Here is a 15,290-nt window from a genome sequence, read left to right as displayed (position 1 = left end):
TCGCCCCGGTTGAAGGACGTACACGACTCATGAGCGACCCTGTGACGACGCCCGAGCCGGCGGAGCAGCACAAGATCGACACGTCGGTGCCGCACTCCGCCCGTATCTGGAACTACTGGCTCGGCGGCAAGGACAACTACCCCGTCGACGAGGCGGCCGGTGACGCGTACACCGAGGTGTTTCCCGGGATCGTCACCATCGCCCGTTCCAGCCGTGGCTTCCTGCGCCGCAACATCGCGTATCTCGTCTCCGAGGCGGGCATCCGGCAGTTCCTGGACGTCGGTACCGGCCTTCCGACCGCGCAGAACACCCACGAGGTCGCCCAGGGACTCGCTCCCGAGGCGCGGATCGTCTACGTCGACAACGATCCCCTGGTGCTCGCCCACGCCCGTGCCCTGCTGTACTCCACCGACGAGGGCGCGACCGCCTACATCGACGCCAATGTGACGGACCCGGGCCGCATCCTGGAGGTCGCCGCTCAGACGCTGGACTTCGGCCGTCCCACCGCGCTCATCCTCAGCAACATCCTGGGCCACGTCGCCGACTACGACCGGGCCCGGTCCATCGTCACCCAGTTGATGGAAGCCCTGCCCTCGGGCAGCTACCTCTCCATCAATGACGGGTCGCGCGGTATCGACCCGGTCTTCGAGCAGGCCCAGGACGCCTACAACAGCAGCGGCGCCGTGCCGTACAACCTGCGCACCGTCGACGAGATCACCACGTTCTTCGAGGGTCTGGAGCTTGTCGAGCCCGGTGTCGTCTCGGTGACGGAGTGGCGTCCGGAGCCCGGATCGGGCACTCCGGAGGTCATCGCCGAGCACGGCGGACTGGCACGTAAGCCGTAACGGCGGAAGCCGCACGGCCGGAGCGGCGCGGTCAGGCGGACCGGCATCGGGTCGACGATCCCGATCCGCTCCCGGCGCTCGACGGCCCAGCGGCCCTGGCGCCCCGTCCTGCGCCGCTCCCAGCTCGCCTCGCGCCCCCCGGACCCGCGTGCCTAGCATGGCAAAAGGCGCCGTCGGGTCCGGCGGTGTGCGCCCCCGACGGCGAAGGGTGAGAGCCGTGAGCACCTCCCACGACCAGCAGAAACGGCCGCGGCCGGAAGAGCCGGGGACGGGGGAGCAGGTCGAGGAGCGGGTGGGGGCCAGGCCTGAGGGGGAGCCGTTCTTTCATCCGTACCATCACCCCGCCGCAGGCTGGGGGGCCGCCAAGAGCGTGACCAAGTTCCTGGTGCGGGAGCGGGCGCTCGTGGACGGACCGCGCGCGATCATGAAGATGAACCACGAGGGGGACGGGTTCGACTGCCCCGGGTGCGCGTGGCCCGACGACACGAAAGGGCTGCGGCTCGACCTCTGTGAGAACGGGGTCAAGCACGTCACCTGGGAGATGACCCACAAGAGGGTCGGGCGCGAGTTCTTCGCCGCCCACTCCGTCGGCGAGCTGTCCGAGTGGAGCGACTTCGCGCTGGAGGACCAGGGGCGGCTGACCGAGCCGATGGTGTACGACGGCGACTCGGACCACTACGTGCCGATCAGCTGGTGTGACGCGTTCCGGCTGGTCGGGCGGGCGCTGCGGGAGCTGGACGACCCGAACCAGGCGTCGTTCTACACCTCGGGACGGCTCGGCAACGAGGCCACCTTCCTGTACCAGCTCATGGCCCGCGAACTGGGCACCAACAACCTGCCGGACTGCTCCAACATGTGCCACGAGGCCAGCGGACGCGCCCTCACCGCCTCGCTCGGCACCGGCAAGGGCACCGTCGACCTCCAGGACTGGGACGCCACGGACGCCCTCTTCGTGATGGGCGTGAACGCCGCATCGAACGCGCCCCGGATGCTGACCGCCCTCGCCGACGCCTACAAACGCGGCGCTCAGGTCGTGCACGTCAATCCGCTGATCGAGGCCGCGTCGCGGCGGACGATCATCCCGCACGACTTCGTGGACATGGCAGCCTTCCACTCCACCCGCACCGGCACCCTCGACCTCCAGGTCCGCATCGGCGGCGACATGGCGCTCATGCGGGGCATCGCCAAGGCCGTCCTGGAGCAGTCCAGGTCGGATCCCAAAGCCCTCGACCAGGAGTTCATCGACCGGCACACCAGCGGTTTCGAGGAATACCGCGAGCTGTGCGAGGCCACCCCGTGGAAGGAGATCGAGCGGCAGTCCGGGATCAGCCGCGCCGACATCCTTCGCGCGGCCCGGATCTACCGGGACGCGGACCGCAGCATCATCAGCTGGTGCCTGGGGGTGAGCCAGCACGAGCACGGGGTCGACACCGTGCGGGAGATCGTCAACGTGCTGTTGCTGCGCGGCAACCTCGGACGGGAGGGCGCCGGTCCCTCGCCCGTGCGCGGGCACAGCAACGTGCAGGGCAACCGTACGTGCGGCATCGACCACCGGCCGACGGCCCAGTTCCTGGACCGGCTCGCCGAGGTGTGCGGCATCGACCCGCCCCGGGAGCACGGGCTCGACACCGTCGGCACGATCCGGGCGATGCTGCGCGGCGACGTCAAGGTGTTCGTCGGCATGGGCGGCAACTTCGCCCTCGCCGCGCCCGACACCCCGGCCACCTACGAAGCCCTGCGCGCCTGCGAACTCACCGTCCAGGTGAGCACCAAGCTGAACCGCAGCCACCTCGTTCACGGCCGGCAGGCGCTGATCCTGCCCTGCCTCGGCCGTACCGAGAAGGACCACCAGCGGACCGGCATCCAGAGCACCTCGGTCGAGGACTCGATGAGCATGGTGCACCTGTCGGTCGGGATGAAGAAGCCGGCTTCCGCGCACCTGCTGTCCGAGCCCGCCGTCATCGCCGGCATCGCCCGGGCGGCGCTCCCGCACAGCAGCACGCCCTGGGCCTGGTACGTCGAGGACTACGACCGTGTCCGCGACACCATGGCCCAGGTCCTGGACGGCTTCGAGGACTTCAACCGGCGGGTGCGGCTGCCGCTCGGCTTCCGGATCCGGCAGCCCGCGCGCGAACTGGTCTTCCGTACGCCCTCCGGGCTCGCCGAGTTCTCCTCGGCGCCGCTGCCGGACGTCGTGCCCGCGCCGGGCACCCTGGCGCTCGGCACCATGCGCTCGCACGACCAGTGGAACACCACGATCTACTCCGACAACGACCGCTACCGGGGCGTGAAGAACCTGCGCACCCTCGTCTTCATGAACGCGGCCGACATGCGCGAGCGCGGCATCGGGGAGTTCGACCCGGTCGACATCACCAGCACCGCCAAGGACGGCACCACCCGCGCCCTGAACGGCTATCTCGCCATCCCCTACGACCTGCCCCGCGGCTGCGCGGCCGGCTACATGCCGGAGATGAACGTGCTGATCGCGCTGTGCGACTACAGCGAGCAGAGCGACCAGCCGCTCATGAAGCACATCCGGGCGACGATCAACCGGGCCGCCGCCTCCTGAGCCCCGGCCCCGGTCAGGACACCCCGGTCCCTCCCGCCGCGCACCGCTCGTACGCCGCCACCAGCTCCGGCACCTCCAGTACCGGTCCCTCCGGGTCCTTCGCCGCGTCGTCCCAGCGGCGCAGCGCCACCGCGTCCCGGGCCATCGGGTGGGCGGCGAAGGCGGCGGTCTCCGTCTCGTCCATCGGGCCGCCCTGGACCTTCAGGGACGCGATGGACGCCGGGCTGAGCAGGGCGTGGTAGGCGGGGTCCGTGGCCACCAGGTAGCGCTTGGCCGGGACGTGCTGGGCGATGATCCAGGCCGCGCGTTCGCTCAGGTGCCGGCGGGCCCACGCCGCGCCCGCCAGCTCGTGCGGTAGACCCGGGTGCTCGGCCCGTACCTGCTTCGCCCTGCCGATGTCGTGCAGCGCGGCGGCGACCACCAGCTCGTCGTCGGCGCCGGCCGCCACCGCCAGGTGGGCGGCCTGGAGGGCGTGGGTGCGCTGGTCGACGGGCTCCCCGCCATAGGGGAGGCCCGCGAGGCCGTCGATCAGTTCGGCCAGCCGGTCACTCGTGAGCGTGTTCATGATTCCTCCGATTCATCACTGCGGTCCCGGAGTACCGCGGCCACGACCGGCCAGGGGTGGCCGGGCGCGGCGAGGACGAGGTCCGCCCGCTGCCCCGGCGCCAGCGTGCCCCGGTCCGGCAGGCCGGCCACCTCGGCCGCCCCGGCGGTCACCAGCGCGACGGCGGCCGGCAGGGTGGCCAGGCCCTCCTCGGCGAGCAGCAGGGCCGCCGCCAGCAGGCCGGAGGGCAGATAGTCCGAGGCCAGGGCGGTGACCAGGCCGCGGGCGACCAGGTCACGGCCCGACGCGTTGCCGTTGTGGGAGTTGCCGCGCAGGACGTTGGGGGCGCCCATCACCGTGGGCATGCCCAGGTCGCGGGCGGCCTCGGCGGCGGCGAGCGTGGTGGGGAACTCGGCCACCGCGCCGCCGCGTTCGCGCAGTGCCGCCACCTCCGGTGCCGAGCTGGGGTCGTGGCCGAGGAGACGGACTCCGCCCGCCGCGGCCCGCTCGCCGAGGTAGGCGAGCGCCTCCTCCCGGATGTCCAGGCGGCCGTCCCGGTCCTCGATCAGCCGGTCCACGTGCTCGCGGGCCTCGTCCTCGGCCAGGCCCCGCGTACCCATCAGGTACTGCTCGTAGTAGCGGCGGTCGGCGTACTGGCCCTGTCCCGGCGTGTGGTCCTCGTGCGAGACCAGGGCGATGCCGTCCACCGCGTCGAGACGGCCGCGCAGCGCGGCCAGGCCCTCGGGGCAGCGCACGTCGAGGCGGTGCAGGACGCGGTGGTCCACCAGACCGTCCCTACGGCCCGCCACGACGCGGCAGATCTGCTCGGCGCTCTCCACGCTGCGGGACAGGCCCTGGCCATCACTCTGCTCGTAGGCCGCGCCGTGGAACGCCGTGGTGACACCGGCCGCGCGCAGCTTGCCCTCGAAGGACAACAGGGCGAATTCCAGGGGGAGTTCGGCGCCCGGGCGGGGGAGTCGTTCCTTCTCCAGGCCGTCGCTGTGGACGTCCACCAGGCCGGGCAGGCAGAGCAGGCCCTGGCCGTCGACGTCCGCCTCCACGCCCGCCGGATGCGCCTCCACGGCGGCGATCCGGCCGTCCCTGACCGCCACCAGCGCGTTGTCCAGGACGCGGTCGGCGAGGACGGCGCGGACATGCCCGAGGACGTAGTCGGCGGGCGGGGCGCCCAACGGCCAGCCCTGCGCGAGGCGTTCGGCGACGCCCGCCCCCGCCCCCGTACCCGTACCCGTACTCATGCTGCTTCCTCCAGTGTCTCCGCGGGGGTGCCCTGGCGGGTGATCCGGCCGTCCCGGACGAACACCACGCGGGAGGCGAGCCGCCGGATGGCGTCCATGTCGTGGAAGACGGCGAGGACGGCGACGCCCTGTCCGGCCAGGGAGTCGACCAGGTCGAGGGCGGCCTCGCGGTTGGCCGGGTCCAGGGCCGAGACCGGCTCGTCCAGGAGCAGCAGCCGCGGCGGCTCCACGGTGCCGGCGGCCAGGTTCACCCGCTGACGCTCGCCGCCGGACAGCACACCGCAGTCGACGTCCCACAGCGTCTCGTCCAGCTTCAGCCGCCGCAGGGCCGCCGCGGCCGCCTCGCGTGCCTCGCCCCGGTCGAGTCCGCGCCGCCGGGCCACCGCGGCGACCACCTCCAGCGGTCCGGTACGCGGCGGCGCCGCCAGGAACTGCGAGACATGGCCGAACTCCCGGCCGCGCAGCCGCGCCATCTCCCGGTCGGGGAGTTCGGTGAGTTCGACGAAGCCGGTGTCGGTGCGCAGCCGTACCGAGCCGGAGTCCGGCAGATACGTGCGGTGCACGCAGCGCAGGAGCGAGGACTTGCCGGCGCCGCTGGGGCCCGCGAGCGCCACATGCTCACCGGCGCGGACGTCCAGGTCGACGCCGTGCAGCGAGGGGACCGTACGGCCGTCGATGCTGTGCAGCGTGAAGGACTTGCGCAGCGCGCGCACCGAAAGAACGGTGTCGTCGGGGGGACTGTCCATCGGGCTCACCTCCGGGCCGCGGCGACGAGCCGCTGGGTGTAGGGGTGGTGCGGGTCGTGGAAGAGCTGGTCGGTCAGGCCCTGTTCGACCACCCGGCCCGTCTGCATGACGAGCGTGCGGTCGGTCAGCGCCTCGATGACGGAGAAGTCGTGGCTGACCACCACGGCGGCGACATCGCGCTCCGCGAGCAGACTCCGCAGCAGGTCGAGCACGCCCGCGGCGACCGACGCGTCGAGGCCCGTGGTCGGCTCGTCGAGCAGGAGCACGGGGGGTTCCGTGGCGAGCGCCTGGGCGATCTGGACGCGTTGCCGCATGCCCCCGGAGAAGGTGTGCACCGGGTCGTCCATGCGGGCCGTCGGCACCTCGACGCGGTCGAGGAGTTCGGCGGCCCGGCGCCGGATGGCGTGGTAGCCGCGCCAGCCCGCCGCCGTCAGGCGTTCGGCGATGTTGCCGCCGGCCGAGACGCGCAGGTCGAGTCCGGCGGCGGGGTCCTGGTAGACGACGGCCATCGTGTCGACGCGCAGTTCCCGTCGTACGGCGGCGGGCAGTTCGAGCACGTCGGAGGTGCCGTCGGCCACGGAGGCCAGGTGCACCCGGCCCGCCGTCGCCGGCTCGTCGCCGACCACACAGCGCAGCACGGTCGACTTGCCGGAGCCGGACTCGCCGATCACGCCGAGTGCCTCGCCCGGGGCCACGTCGAAGGTGACGTCCCAGGCCGCGACGACCGCACCGGTGGCCGGGCTGATCGCGGTGCCGTGCTCCGGTCCGGTACCGGGGACCGCCGCCGCGCCGCCGGCGCCGTACACCTTGCCGATGCCCTCGACACGCAGCGCCCACTCGGGGCCGGCGGCCGGGGCCGGGCGTGGCGCCGAGGGGCGCTCCTCCGGCGCCGGCATGGCGAGGCGGGCGCGGGCCCGCGGGTCGGGCAGCAGGGCCAGCGGAGCCCGGCGCCGGTGGGCCGCCGTGTCGGCGTCGCCGTCCCGCACCCGGGCACACCACTCGGTGTCGCTGCACGCGAAGTCGCCCGACGTCCCGGCGTCCACGAGGAACACGTCGTCGCTCCCGCAGAACCGGCACACCGCACCCGGCGTGTGCTCGACCTCGAAGGGGACGTCGTCGAAGGTGAGCGGCCGCACGTCGGTGTGCGGGGGTACGGCGTAGATCCGCTTCTCGCGGCCCGCGCCGAAGAGGTTGAGGTGCTCGGCCCGGTGCAGCCGGGGCACGTCCCAGCGGGGGATGGGGCTGGTGGCCATGACGTAACGGCCGCCGACCAGCACCGGGTAGCCGGTGCTCGCGGTGATCATGCCGTTGCGGACGAGGTCCTCGTACAGGCTGACCCACATCGCGGAGTAGTCGTCCTCGGCGTGCATCCGCGCGCACTCGGCGACCGACTTCTGCACCCCGCGCAGCGGTTCGGGCACCGGGACCTGGTGGACGAGGACGTGCCCGGCGCCGAGAGCCTCCTCGGGAACGCGGTGCCGGGTCTGTACGACGGTGGCCTCCCGGGTGTCGGCCGACTCGCCGGCGCCCGTGGTCCGCGCGATGAGCCGGCGCAGGTTGGTGGCGTTCACCCCGGCGTCGTCGCCCTGGTCGATCACCTTGACGGTGTCGTCGGCGCCGATCACCGCGAGGGTGACCTGGAGGCCGCCCGAGCCCCAGCCGCGGGCCACCGGCATCTCCCGGGAGCCGAACGGCACCTGGTAGCCGGGCACGCAGACCGCGGTCAGGCAGGCCCGGCGGATCTCCCGCTTGGCGTCCTCGTCCAGCAGCCCCGGGGACGGGGTCTCCGCGTCGGCCGCGGCGACCAGCGCGCCGATCGCGGAGTGCGCGGGGTTCGCGGAGGCAGCGGATGCCGGGGCCGGGGCCGGGGTCGTGGTCGTCGTCATCGGCAGTCCTTTCCGGCGGGCCCGGCGATCCGCGCGGGCGGTTCCCCGCCCGCCTCGGCGGCGGCCCGCATGGCTTGCTTGCGCTCGACCATCGAGCGGAACGTGACGTAGTGGGGGAGCTTCAGGTGCTCCAGGAAGCCGCCGGAGTCCAGGCCGTCGATCGTCATCAGCAGCAGCTGCTCCAGCGGACCGCTGCGGCCGAACCGGCGGTTGGCGATGTCCAGGTTGGCCATGGCGATCGCCTTGCGCTCGTTGTGCCCGAAGCACAGCCCGTAGCCGACGTCGAAGCGGGTACGGTCCTCCTCGGCGCCGTCCAGGTCCTCGACGGCCTCGGCCTCGGTGACCCGGAACTCGCCGACGGCGACGGGGTTCCCGGTGTGCGGGTGGCGGACCCGGAGCGGCAGGCGGCCGTGGCGCAGCTCGCCCAGCGTGATCTCGTGCACGTCCCCGTCGGGGCCGAGGACCGAGCGGTACCAGAGCGCCACCAGCGCGCCGGTCTCGGAGCGGGCCATGGCCGCGAGCACGGCGGAGCGCGCGGCGGGCGGCCGGGCGGGCTTGCGGGTGATGTCGTGCGGTTCCGGGTCGTCGTGGGCCGGCGGCTCGTCGACGAGCTCCAGCTTGCGGAGCAGATCGAGGAACCGGCGCGGCCGGCGCTGCTCCTCGGTGCGCTCGACGGCCTCCCCGACGGCCTCCCCGACGGCCTCCCCGACGGCCTCCCCGACGGGCTCCGACGGCGGCTCACCCGGCGGGCCGTCCGGCTGCTCCAGCAGCCGGCCCGTGTAGTCGGACGTACGGCCCAGCAGCTGCGGCCCGTCCGGGCGGCGGAACGCCGGCACGATCCGGCGCAGGATCGTCATCTCGTCCGGGTCGACCGGCTCGCTGACCGCCAGCCGGGGCAGGGTCGACCGCTTGGCCCGCAGCAGATGCGAGGCCTCCAGCGTGTCCCCCTCGGCCTGCCGGAACGCGGCGGCCGCGGTCGGCTCGTCGTAGAGCCCGGCCTCGCCCATCACCCGGTCGACGGCCAGCCGGAACCGGGCGGTGAGCTGCCCGGTCGATGCCCACGGTGCGGGCGCGTGGTCACGCCTGCGGCGGACCAGGTCCTCGGCGGCGAGGATCGCCTCCAGACCGCCGCGTGCTCCCGAGTACCCCATCAGTTGTCCTCCTCCACGACGGCCGTACTGCGCGGCAGGCCCAGCAGCCGCCCGTCCGGTGCGGCCAGCAGCAGATCGATGCCGGCCGGGAACCCGGCGACCGCTTCCGCCCGTGCCTCGGCGAACCCGTCCGGCAGCCCGTCCGGTGCGACCACCAGGCCACCCGGCACACCGGGGCCGGACAGCCGCCACTTGCGGGGCCCGCCGTCCAGCGCGGACACCGGCAGGCACAGCAGGGCACCGTCCTCGGGCGCCTCGGCGCTGCCCCGGCGCAGCCGTCGTACCTCGTCCAGCGTGACCGGTCGTACGGCGGCGGCCAGCCGGGCCTCGGCCAGTGGCACGGCGGGGGCGTTCGTCGCCACGCCGACCACCTCCGACCAGTGCCCCGAGCCGTCCTCCAGGACGCAGAACCCGGTGCCGAGGTCGGCGAGGGCCAGCAGCGGCAGCAGGGCGGCGGGCACCGAGCCGGTCGGTCCGGCGGGCAGGCGGGTGGTCGAGCCGGGCCGGGCCAGCGCGTCGAGTACGGCGCGGAACACACCCTGCGCCTGTTTCGGCGTGGGCTTCGCCGCGCTCACCAGTTCCGCGGTCCGTACGGCCGGGGGCATCCGTTCTGCTGCTGCCACGGTCACGTCAGCTCCTCGAACTCGACCACGGTCGGGGCGAGTTCCGCCCACTCCTGGCCCTCGCGTTCCGCCCGGCGGCGCGCCACCCGCTCGCACAGCCGGTCGATCTCGGCGGCCCCGGGCCTGCCGGACTGCGCCTCGGCGTCGAGCACGGCGGCGGCCAGCACGGCCGCCCGGTCGTCGCCGAGCCGCATGGCCCAGCCCCGGTGACCGGCGAGCTCCACCTCGGCGCGGCAGGCCAGCACATCGCCGAGCAGGAACCGCTCGGCCAGCACCGGCTCGCGTACCTGGGCGGTCACACAGCCGACCTCCGGCGCCACCAGCACCCGTACGCCCGTGCCGTCCTCCAGACAGGCGTCGGCCAGCGCGATGAGCTCCTCCCGCTCCGCCTCCGCCAGCAGAGCGCACCGCTGCTCCCTGCTCACCCCATGTGTCACAGTCCGTTTCTCCTTGTCGTCTCCGGCGTCTGCGTCGGCTCTGTCGTCTGCGGTGTCTGCGGTGTCTCCCCCGTGAAGGGCTGATCGTCGAGTTCGACCACCATGCGCACCGCGTCCGCACGGGTCCAGGTGCGGCTGCACATCAGGACGGCGCCGGTGTCCGCGTCCCGGCTGACGCTCTCCACCAGCCAGGCGGGCAGGCTGCTCTCCATCCGCAGCGCGCGCAGCACCTCGGCCGGCGGGACGTCGATGCTCACCCGGCACCAGGCCCGCACCGGCCGCACCCGCCCCATCTGGCGGAGCACGGTGTCCACCGACTCGACGGCGTGCAGGGCCAGATCCAGGTCGGGCACCTCGTCGGCCGGGATCCACTCGTGCACCCAGGACGCGAGGAGGTCGTCGATGTAGAACTCCCGGACCACCTCGTGCACGGGCACCCCCGCGGGCCGCTCCAACCGCTCCACCAGGTCGGCGGGGAGGGGCGTTTGGCGCACGGACTTGAGCAGTGCCCGGGGCGTGGCGCCCGCCGCGGTGACCGTCGTCGACCAGGAGGGCGGGACGCTGCGCGAGATGACGTAGTCGATCCGGCGGTTGACGAAGGTGCCCGAACCCTGGGTCCGGCGCACCACGAATCTGCGTTCCAATTCCTGTACGGCGGCCCGCGCGGCCGCCCTGCCGACACCGAACCGGCGCGCGATGTCGGCCTCGCTGGCCACCCGCGTGCCGCGGGCGCAGCCGTCCAGTTCGGCCGCCAGCCGGTCCGCGATCTCCAGATACCTGGTCGCACTCACACCAGGAACGGTGTCCACCCAAGTCGTCCGGACAACTTGCCGCCGGCCAACGGCCCCGGCCCGGAAAGTGAACAGTCCGGACAGTTGTATCGCGCTTTTTGCGTTCCCTTTGCCTTGGGTGGGGCGGCCGGCATCCCGTCGCGCATGATGGGACACCCGCGTCCGCACGCCCTCCTCAGGAGCCCCGCCATGCCCGACACCGCTGGTGTCCATGACCAGTTGACGGCTCGTCTCGCCGGTCACACCCAGGCCTTCGAGAAGCTCTTCGCGGAGTACTTCGACTCCTTGGGCGGCGCCCTCGACACCCCCTCGTTCAGCAGGTTCACCCCGGAGTGCCTGCACCTGCTGAGGGAGCTGTCCCTGCGCGGCGGGAAGCGGATCCGCGTGGTGATCCTCAACGAGGCGGCCCGCCTGGTGACGGACGAGCCCGTGGCGGGACTGGAGCACGCGGCCCTGAGCCTCGAACTGCTGCACAGCCACGGCCTGATCCACGACGACCTCATCGACGACAGCCCCACCCGCCGTGGCGGCCCCTCCACCTACTACGCCTACCGCGAGCGGTTCCCCCGTCACCCCCGGACCGCGCTCGGCCTCACCGTGCTCGCCGGCGACCTCGCACTGGCCCTGTCCCTGCGGGTCCTCCTCGACGCGCAGACCGCACCGCCGGTACGGCAGGCCATGATCGAGGCGCAGACCAGGGCGGCGGCGGAGACGTTCCTGGGTCAGATCATCGACCTGGAACGCGATGTCACCGGCGGGCTCCCGGACACCGAGGTCATCGACCAGGTGGCGGACTACAAGTCGGCCCGCTACTCGCTGCTCGCGCCCCTGCGGCTGGGACTCCTCGCCGCCGGTGCGCAACCGGTCCACCACGACCGGGAGTTGAGCCGCTACGCACGCCTGGTGGGGATCTGCGCACAGATGCGGGACGACTATCTGGACCTGTTCGGGGACGGCGAGGTGATGGGCAAGCCGACCGGGACCGACATCCGCGACGGGAAGCGCAGCTATGTGGTGACCGCGCTGCTGTCCTCGCTCGACGGCCTCGACGGCGCGGAGCGGGCCGTGCTGGAGTCGGCGCTCGGCGACCCCGCCTGCACCGCCGGGACGATCGCCGCCGTCCGGGAGATCGCCGAGGCGCGCGGGGTGGCCGGCCGGCTACGGGCGCGGATGCGTGACCACGCCGAGCAGGCCGCTGTGGTGGCCGGGGGCTGGCGGCCGCGCTGGCGGAGCGAGGCGGTCGCCTTCTTCGAGCTGCTGCCGCACTGGAGCGTCGAGCGCACCCACTGAACCCGCCCGCTCACCCACAACGCACCCTGCACCCGCGATCCACCAGGGCACCCACAACGCCCCGCATACCTGTGACCTGGCGACCGGTACGGCCCTGCTGTACCGGTTCTAGTCCGGTTCCGGTGCCTCCGGCCGGTCGGCCGGTTCCTTGACGTGTCCCTCGCGGAGCTGCTCGGCCGCCCAGTGGGCCCACTCCTGTTCCAGGACGCGCTGGCGCAGGCCGTGCTCCAGGACGAGCCGGCCGCACTCGGTCAGCGCGTCGCGGTCCCAGTCCTCCGAATCCCGCAGCGCCAGCAGGGCGTCGTACTCCTTCGCGGCCGTGTCCGCGTGCCGCAGGAGCCGCTCCACGGCCTCCTCGCGCGGCAGCAGCCCCAGGAAGAACGTCTGCAGCAGCATCGGGTTGCGCTGCGGCCGGTGCTCCTCCGTCTCGGCCAGCCAGCGCCGCGCCTCCGCGTGACCCGAGGGGGTGAGCGAGTACTGCTTCCGGCCCCGCGGCCCCTCGTCGGTGACCTTGATCAGGCCGGTGGCGTCCAGCTTGGTCAGCTCGCCGTAGATCTGGCTCTGCTTGGCCGGCCAGACGTAGCCGAGCGAGGTGTTGAACATCTTCAGCAGGTCGTAGCCGCTGCCGGGGCGGAACACAAGCAGACCCAAGAGGGCGTGACGAAGGCTCATGCCCGCACCTTAACCCCTCTCCCTCCAGTATTGACAGGTCGGACCACCACGTTCCGGTGTTGACATGTTGGTTGCGGAGCTTCTACGTTCCACCTGTCAAAGTTGGAACCTCGCGGCACCGGCCATGGCCCGGGATCCGGAACGGGGGACGTCATGCTTCGGGAAGCCGCGGAGGCCGCGTGCGTGCAGGACGCGGTGCTGACGCGGGCGGCCCAGTCCGGCGAGGTCGCCGCGGTGGGGGTGCTGCTGGAGCGGCACCGGGCGGGGATGCGGGCGGTGGCACTGAGCCTGCTGGGGGCGGCGGCGGACGTCGACGACGTGCTCCAGGACGCGGCGCTCACCGCACTGCTGCGGATCGGGGACGTACGCGACCCGGCGGCGGTGGGCGCCTGGTTGCGGATGATCGTGCGCAACGGGAGCCGGTCCGTGCTGCGGCACTCCGCCCTGGTCCGGCCGGTGGAGGAGGTGCCCCTGCCGGCACCGGACGCCGGCCCGGAGCAGTGGCTGGAGCGCACCGCCGTACGGGACTGGATCTGGGCGGCCATGGAGGAGCTGTCCCCGGCGCTGCGCATGCCGCTGGTGCTGCGTTACTTCTCGGCCGGCGACGCCTCCTACGAGCAGGTCGCCTTCGCGTGCGGGGTCCCGGTGGGCACGGTACGCAGCCGGCTCAGCCGGGGGCGGGCCGAGCTGGCGGCGGCCCTGGCCGCGACCGCGGACGTCGCGCACGGCGACGCGAGGCAGCGGGTCCGCGCCAGCCGCGTCGAGGCCCGCCGGATGCTCGACGCCGCCCGGGAACGGGCGGCCGCCGGTCCCACGCCGGCCTCCTGACGGTTCACGCGGTCCGGAGCCGCCACCTCAGCCGCTGACGATTCCCACGACGAGATTGATGGCGGTGGCGAGAATGCCGGTGCCGAAGACGTAGGACAGCAGTGTGTGACGCAGCACGATCGCCCGGATCGCCGAACTCGACACATCGGTGTCGGACACCTGATAGGTCATGCCGAGGTTGTAGCTGAAGTAGAAGAAGTCCCGGTACGCCGGAGGGTCGTCCGAATTGAAGTCGATCCCGCCCGCGGACTCGTAGTACACGTAGGCGTAGCGGGCGGCGTACATCAGATGCAGCGCGGCCCAGGCCGTGAAGACGCCGCACAGGGCGGTGGCCGCCGCCACATGGCCGGGGTCGGACTTGCCGCGCACGAGCAGCAGCACGATGGCGGCCAGTCCGCACAGGGCCACCGCGACCACCACGAGTTCATCGGTCACGGGACGGAAGTCCTCACGCCGTGCGTTGCGGTGGGTGGCCGTGGCGTCCATCGGCCACAGCACCGCCCAGCCCGCCAGGACGAAGGACAGTTCCGTCGTGGCGATCGCGGCCAGTGCGCCCAGTGCCGCATCGGTCGCCAGCGCCACGGCCACGCCGACCGCCGATCCGACGATCGCCGCGCCGGTGAGGCGGGGCACGGCATCCAGGGGCAAGGAGCGTCTCATGCAGCGTCACGGTAGTCCCGCCGCCGGTCAGCGCACTTCACGGCCCCTGATCGACACGGCGGGGCGCGGGGCCGTCCGAGAGGCGAGGGGCCGTCGAAGGCCCCAGCGAGCGTTCCGTCACCCGTGCCAGATGCCGCTCGAACACCTGCCGCGTGTCCGGCGTCAGCGTCCGCAACGCCACCAGCGCCGTGATCACGACGTCGCACAGCTCCCCCTGCACGTCCTCCCAGGTATGGGTGACGCCCTTGCGGGGGTTCTGGCCCGTCGCGCCGATCACCGCCTGGGCGACCTCGCCGACCTCCTCGGTGAGTTTGAGCATGCGCAGCACGAGGCCGGTCTCGCCGCCGTGCTTCCGGTTGGCGTCCAGCCAGGTCCAGAGGTCCTCGACGCAGGTCCACAGGTCCGGGGTTTTCGCCGGCGGTGCCGTCCGCTGTTCCGACTGTTCTGTCATGGCGGTGAGCCTGCCCTGCCCCGCCCGGAAACACCTACGAAACGGGACGTTCCTAGACTCCGGGGCGTGCGACTGACAGTGCTTGACGCCCCCACCGAGTGGAGCCGGTTCGCCGAGGGCTCCGTCGAACGCCGCATGCTGGTCGCCCTCGGGGACCGGCTCGGCACCGCGCTGCGCCCGAGGCCGCTCATGCTGCCCGACGGCAGCCGTGTCGAGGTGGAGGGGATCGACGCCTCCGGCCGCGTCCTCGTCCAACTCGTGAGCAACCAGGGCGCCTACAAGCCCGCCTACCGCAACAAGGTCATGGCGGACATGTTCAAGCTGCTGTGGCTGAGGAACTCGGTGCCGACCGCCGAGCGCACGGTCCTCCTCGTCACCGAGGTGATCGTGCAGGCGCTGGGCGGCTGGGTGGCACGTGCCGCCGCGGATCTCGGCGTCGAGGTCTACGTGTTCGACGGCGACACCGTCGTCACACTGCCGCGCCGGACGTAAAGCCGATGAAACGGACCGCGGCGGCTGGATGAAACACAGGGTTCCTAGG

The 15,290-nt window shown here is 72.8% G+C and carries 16 protein-coding genes; 5 read left to right on the top strand and 11 right to left on the bottom strand.

What is annotated here, in order from left to right; genetic code table 11:
* The first annotated feature begins 29 nt into the window (after window positions 1–29).
* Window positions 30–845: an SAM-dependent methyltransferase gene (locus ACFWXC_RS42985; RefSeq protein ID WP_384487918.1), complete on the top strand. Its 816-nt coding sequence runs from the start codon at window positions 30–32 to the stop codon at window positions 843–845.
* A 217-nt stretch (window positions 846–1,062) separates the two neighbouring features.
* Window positions 1,063–3,414, top strand: a complete 2,352-nt coding sequence (locus tag ACFWXC_RS42980) for an FdhF/YdeP family oxidoreductase (protein ID WP_384487916.1) — start codon at window positions 1,063–1,065, stop codon at window positions 3,412–3,414.
* 13 nt (window positions 3,415–3,427) lie between these two features.
* On the opposite strand, the gene ACFWXC_RS42975 is transcribed toward ACFWXC_RS42980, so the two are convergent.
* Genes ACFWXC_RS42975 through ACFWXC_RS42940 form a run of 8 tightly spaced genes read right to left on the bottom strand, consistent with a single transcriptional unit; the run spans window position 3,428 to window position 10,848 of the window.
* Window positions 3,428–3,979 carry an HD domain-containing protein gene (locus tag ACFWXC_RS42975; protein ID WP_384487914.1) on the bottom strand — a complete coding sequence of 184 codons (552 nt, stop codon included), beginning with the start codon at window positions 3,977–3,979 and terminating at the stop codon, window positions 3,428–3,430.
* Window positions 3,976–5,214: an alpha-D-ribose 1-methylphosphonate 5-triphosphate diphosphatase gene (locus ACFWXC_RS42970; protein ID WP_384487912.1), complete on the bottom strand. Its 1,239-nt coding sequence runs from the start codon at window positions 5,212–5,214 to the stop codon at window positions 3,976–3,978. The genes ACFWXC_RS42975 and ACFWXC_RS42970 overlap by 4 nt, the downstream gene beginning before the upstream one ends.
* Window positions 5,211–5,960 (bottom strand): ATP-binding cassette domain-containing protein, encoded by a 750-nt coding sequence (locus ACFWXC_RS42965; RefSeq protein WP_384487910.1) that lies wholly within the window; start codon window positions 5,958–5,960, stop codon window positions 5,211–5,213. Before ACFWXC_RS42965 ends, ACFWXC_RS42970 begins: the two co-directional genes overlap by 4 nt.
* A gap of 5 nt (window positions 5,961–5,965) precedes the next feature.
* Window positions 5,966–7,846: an alpha-D-ribose 1-methylphosphonate 5-phosphate C-P-lyase PhnJ gene (locus ACFWXC_RS42960; protein WP_384487908.1), complete on the bottom strand. Its 1,881-nt coding sequence runs from the start codon at window positions 7,844–7,846 to the stop codon at window positions 5,966–5,968.
* Window positions 7,843–8,997: a carbon-phosphorus lyase complex subunit PhnI gene (locus ACFWXC_RS42955; protein ID WP_384487906.1), complete on the bottom strand. Its 1,155-nt coding sequence runs from the start codon at window positions 8,995–8,997 to the stop codon at window positions 7,843–7,845. The genes ACFWXC_RS42960 and ACFWXC_RS42955 overlap by 4 nt, the downstream gene beginning before the upstream one ends.
* Entirely contained in the window at window positions 8,997–9,620 is a 624-nt protein-coding gene (phnH, locus tag ACFWXC_RS42950) for a phosphonate C-P lyase system protein PhnH (protein ID WP_384487904.1), read from the bottom strand. Before phnH ends, ACFWXC_RS42955 begins: the two co-directional genes overlap by 1 nt.
* A 2-nt stretch (window positions 9,621–9,622) precedes the next feature.
* Entirely contained in the window at window positions 9,623–10,057 is a 435-nt protein-coding gene (locus ACFWXC_RS42945) for a phosphonate C-P lyase system protein PhnG (protein ID WP_384487902.1), read from the bottom strand.
* The gene (locus tag ACFWXC_RS42940) at window positions 10,054–10,848 is read right to left on the bottom strand and encodes a GntR family transcriptional regulator (RefSeq protein ID WP_384487900.1); all 795 of its coding nucleotides are present in this window, start codon (window positions 10,846–10,848) and stop codon (window positions 10,054–10,056) included. The genes ACFWXC_RS42945 and ACFWXC_RS42940 overlap by 4 nt, the downstream gene beginning before the upstream one ends.
* A 189-nt stretch (window positions 10,849–11,037) precedes the next feature.
* Between ACFWXC_RS42940 and ACFWXC_RS42935 the strand changes: the two genes are divergently transcribed.
* The gene (locus ACFWXC_RS42935) at window positions 11,038–12,138 is read left to right on the top strand and encodes a polyprenyl synthetase family protein (protein ID WP_384487898.1); all 1,101 of its coding nucleotides are present in this window, start codon (window positions 11,038–11,040) and stop codon (window positions 12,136–12,138) included.
* 108 nt (window positions 12,139–12,246) lie between these two features.
* On the opposite strand, the gene ACFWXC_RS42930 is transcribed toward ACFWXC_RS42935, so the two are convergent.
* The gene (locus ACFWXC_RS42930; RefSeq protein WP_384487896.1) at window positions 12,247–12,810 is read right to left on the bottom strand and encodes a PadR family transcriptional regulator; all 564 of its coding nucleotides are present in this window, start codon (window positions 12,808–12,810) and stop codon (window positions 12,247–12,249) included.
* 153 nt (window positions 12,811–12,963) lie between these two features.
* Between ACFWXC_RS42930 and ACFWXC_RS42925 the strand changes: the two genes are divergently transcribed.
* Window positions 12,964–13,638: an RNA polymerase sigma factor gene (locus ACFWXC_RS42925; RefSeq protein WP_384487894.1), complete on the top strand. Its 675-nt coding sequence runs from the start codon at window positions 12,964–12,966 to the stop codon at window positions 13,636–13,638.
* A gap of 27 nt (window positions 13,639–13,665) precedes the next feature.
* Here ACFWXC_RS42925 and ACFWXC_RS42920 read toward each other — a convergent pair whose 3' ends face one another.
* Together ACFWXC_RS42920 and ACFWXC_RS42915 are read right to left on the bottom strand one after the other, a co-directional pair.
* Window positions 13,666–14,298 carry a DUF1345 domain-containing protein gene (locus ACFWXC_RS42920; RefSeq protein WP_384487893.1) on the bottom strand — a complete coding sequence of 211 codons (633 nt, stop codon included), beginning with the start codon at window positions 14,296–14,298 and terminating at the stop codon, window positions 13,666–13,668.
* A 37-nt stretch (window positions 14,299–14,335) separates the two neighbouring features.
* Window positions 14,336–14,749 (bottom strand): MazG-like family protein, encoded by a 414-nt coding sequence (locus ACFWXC_RS42915; protein WP_384487891.1) that lies wholly within the window; start codon window positions 14,747–14,749, stop codon window positions 14,336–14,338.
* Between the two features lie 66 nt (window positions 14,750–14,815).
* Here ACFWXC_RS42915 and ACFWXC_RS42910 point away from each other — a divergent pair, with 66 nt between their 5' ends.
* Window positions 14,816–15,241, top strand: coding sequence for a hypothetical protein (locus tag ACFWXC_RS42910; RefSeq protein WP_384487889.1), 426 nt, complete (start codon window positions 14,816–14,818; stop codon window positions 15,239–15,241).
* The last annotated feature ends 49 nt before the right edge of the window (window positions 15,242–15,290 follow it).

The sequence above is a fragment of the Streptomyces sp. NPDC058683 genome (genome assembly GCF_042716195.1).
Lineage (GTDB): Bacteria > Actinomycetota > Actinomycetes > Streptomycetales > Streptomycetaceae > Streptomyces.
Note: the sequence above shows the minus strand (reverse complement) of the source record. Positions and strands in the feature narration are given on the sequence as shown.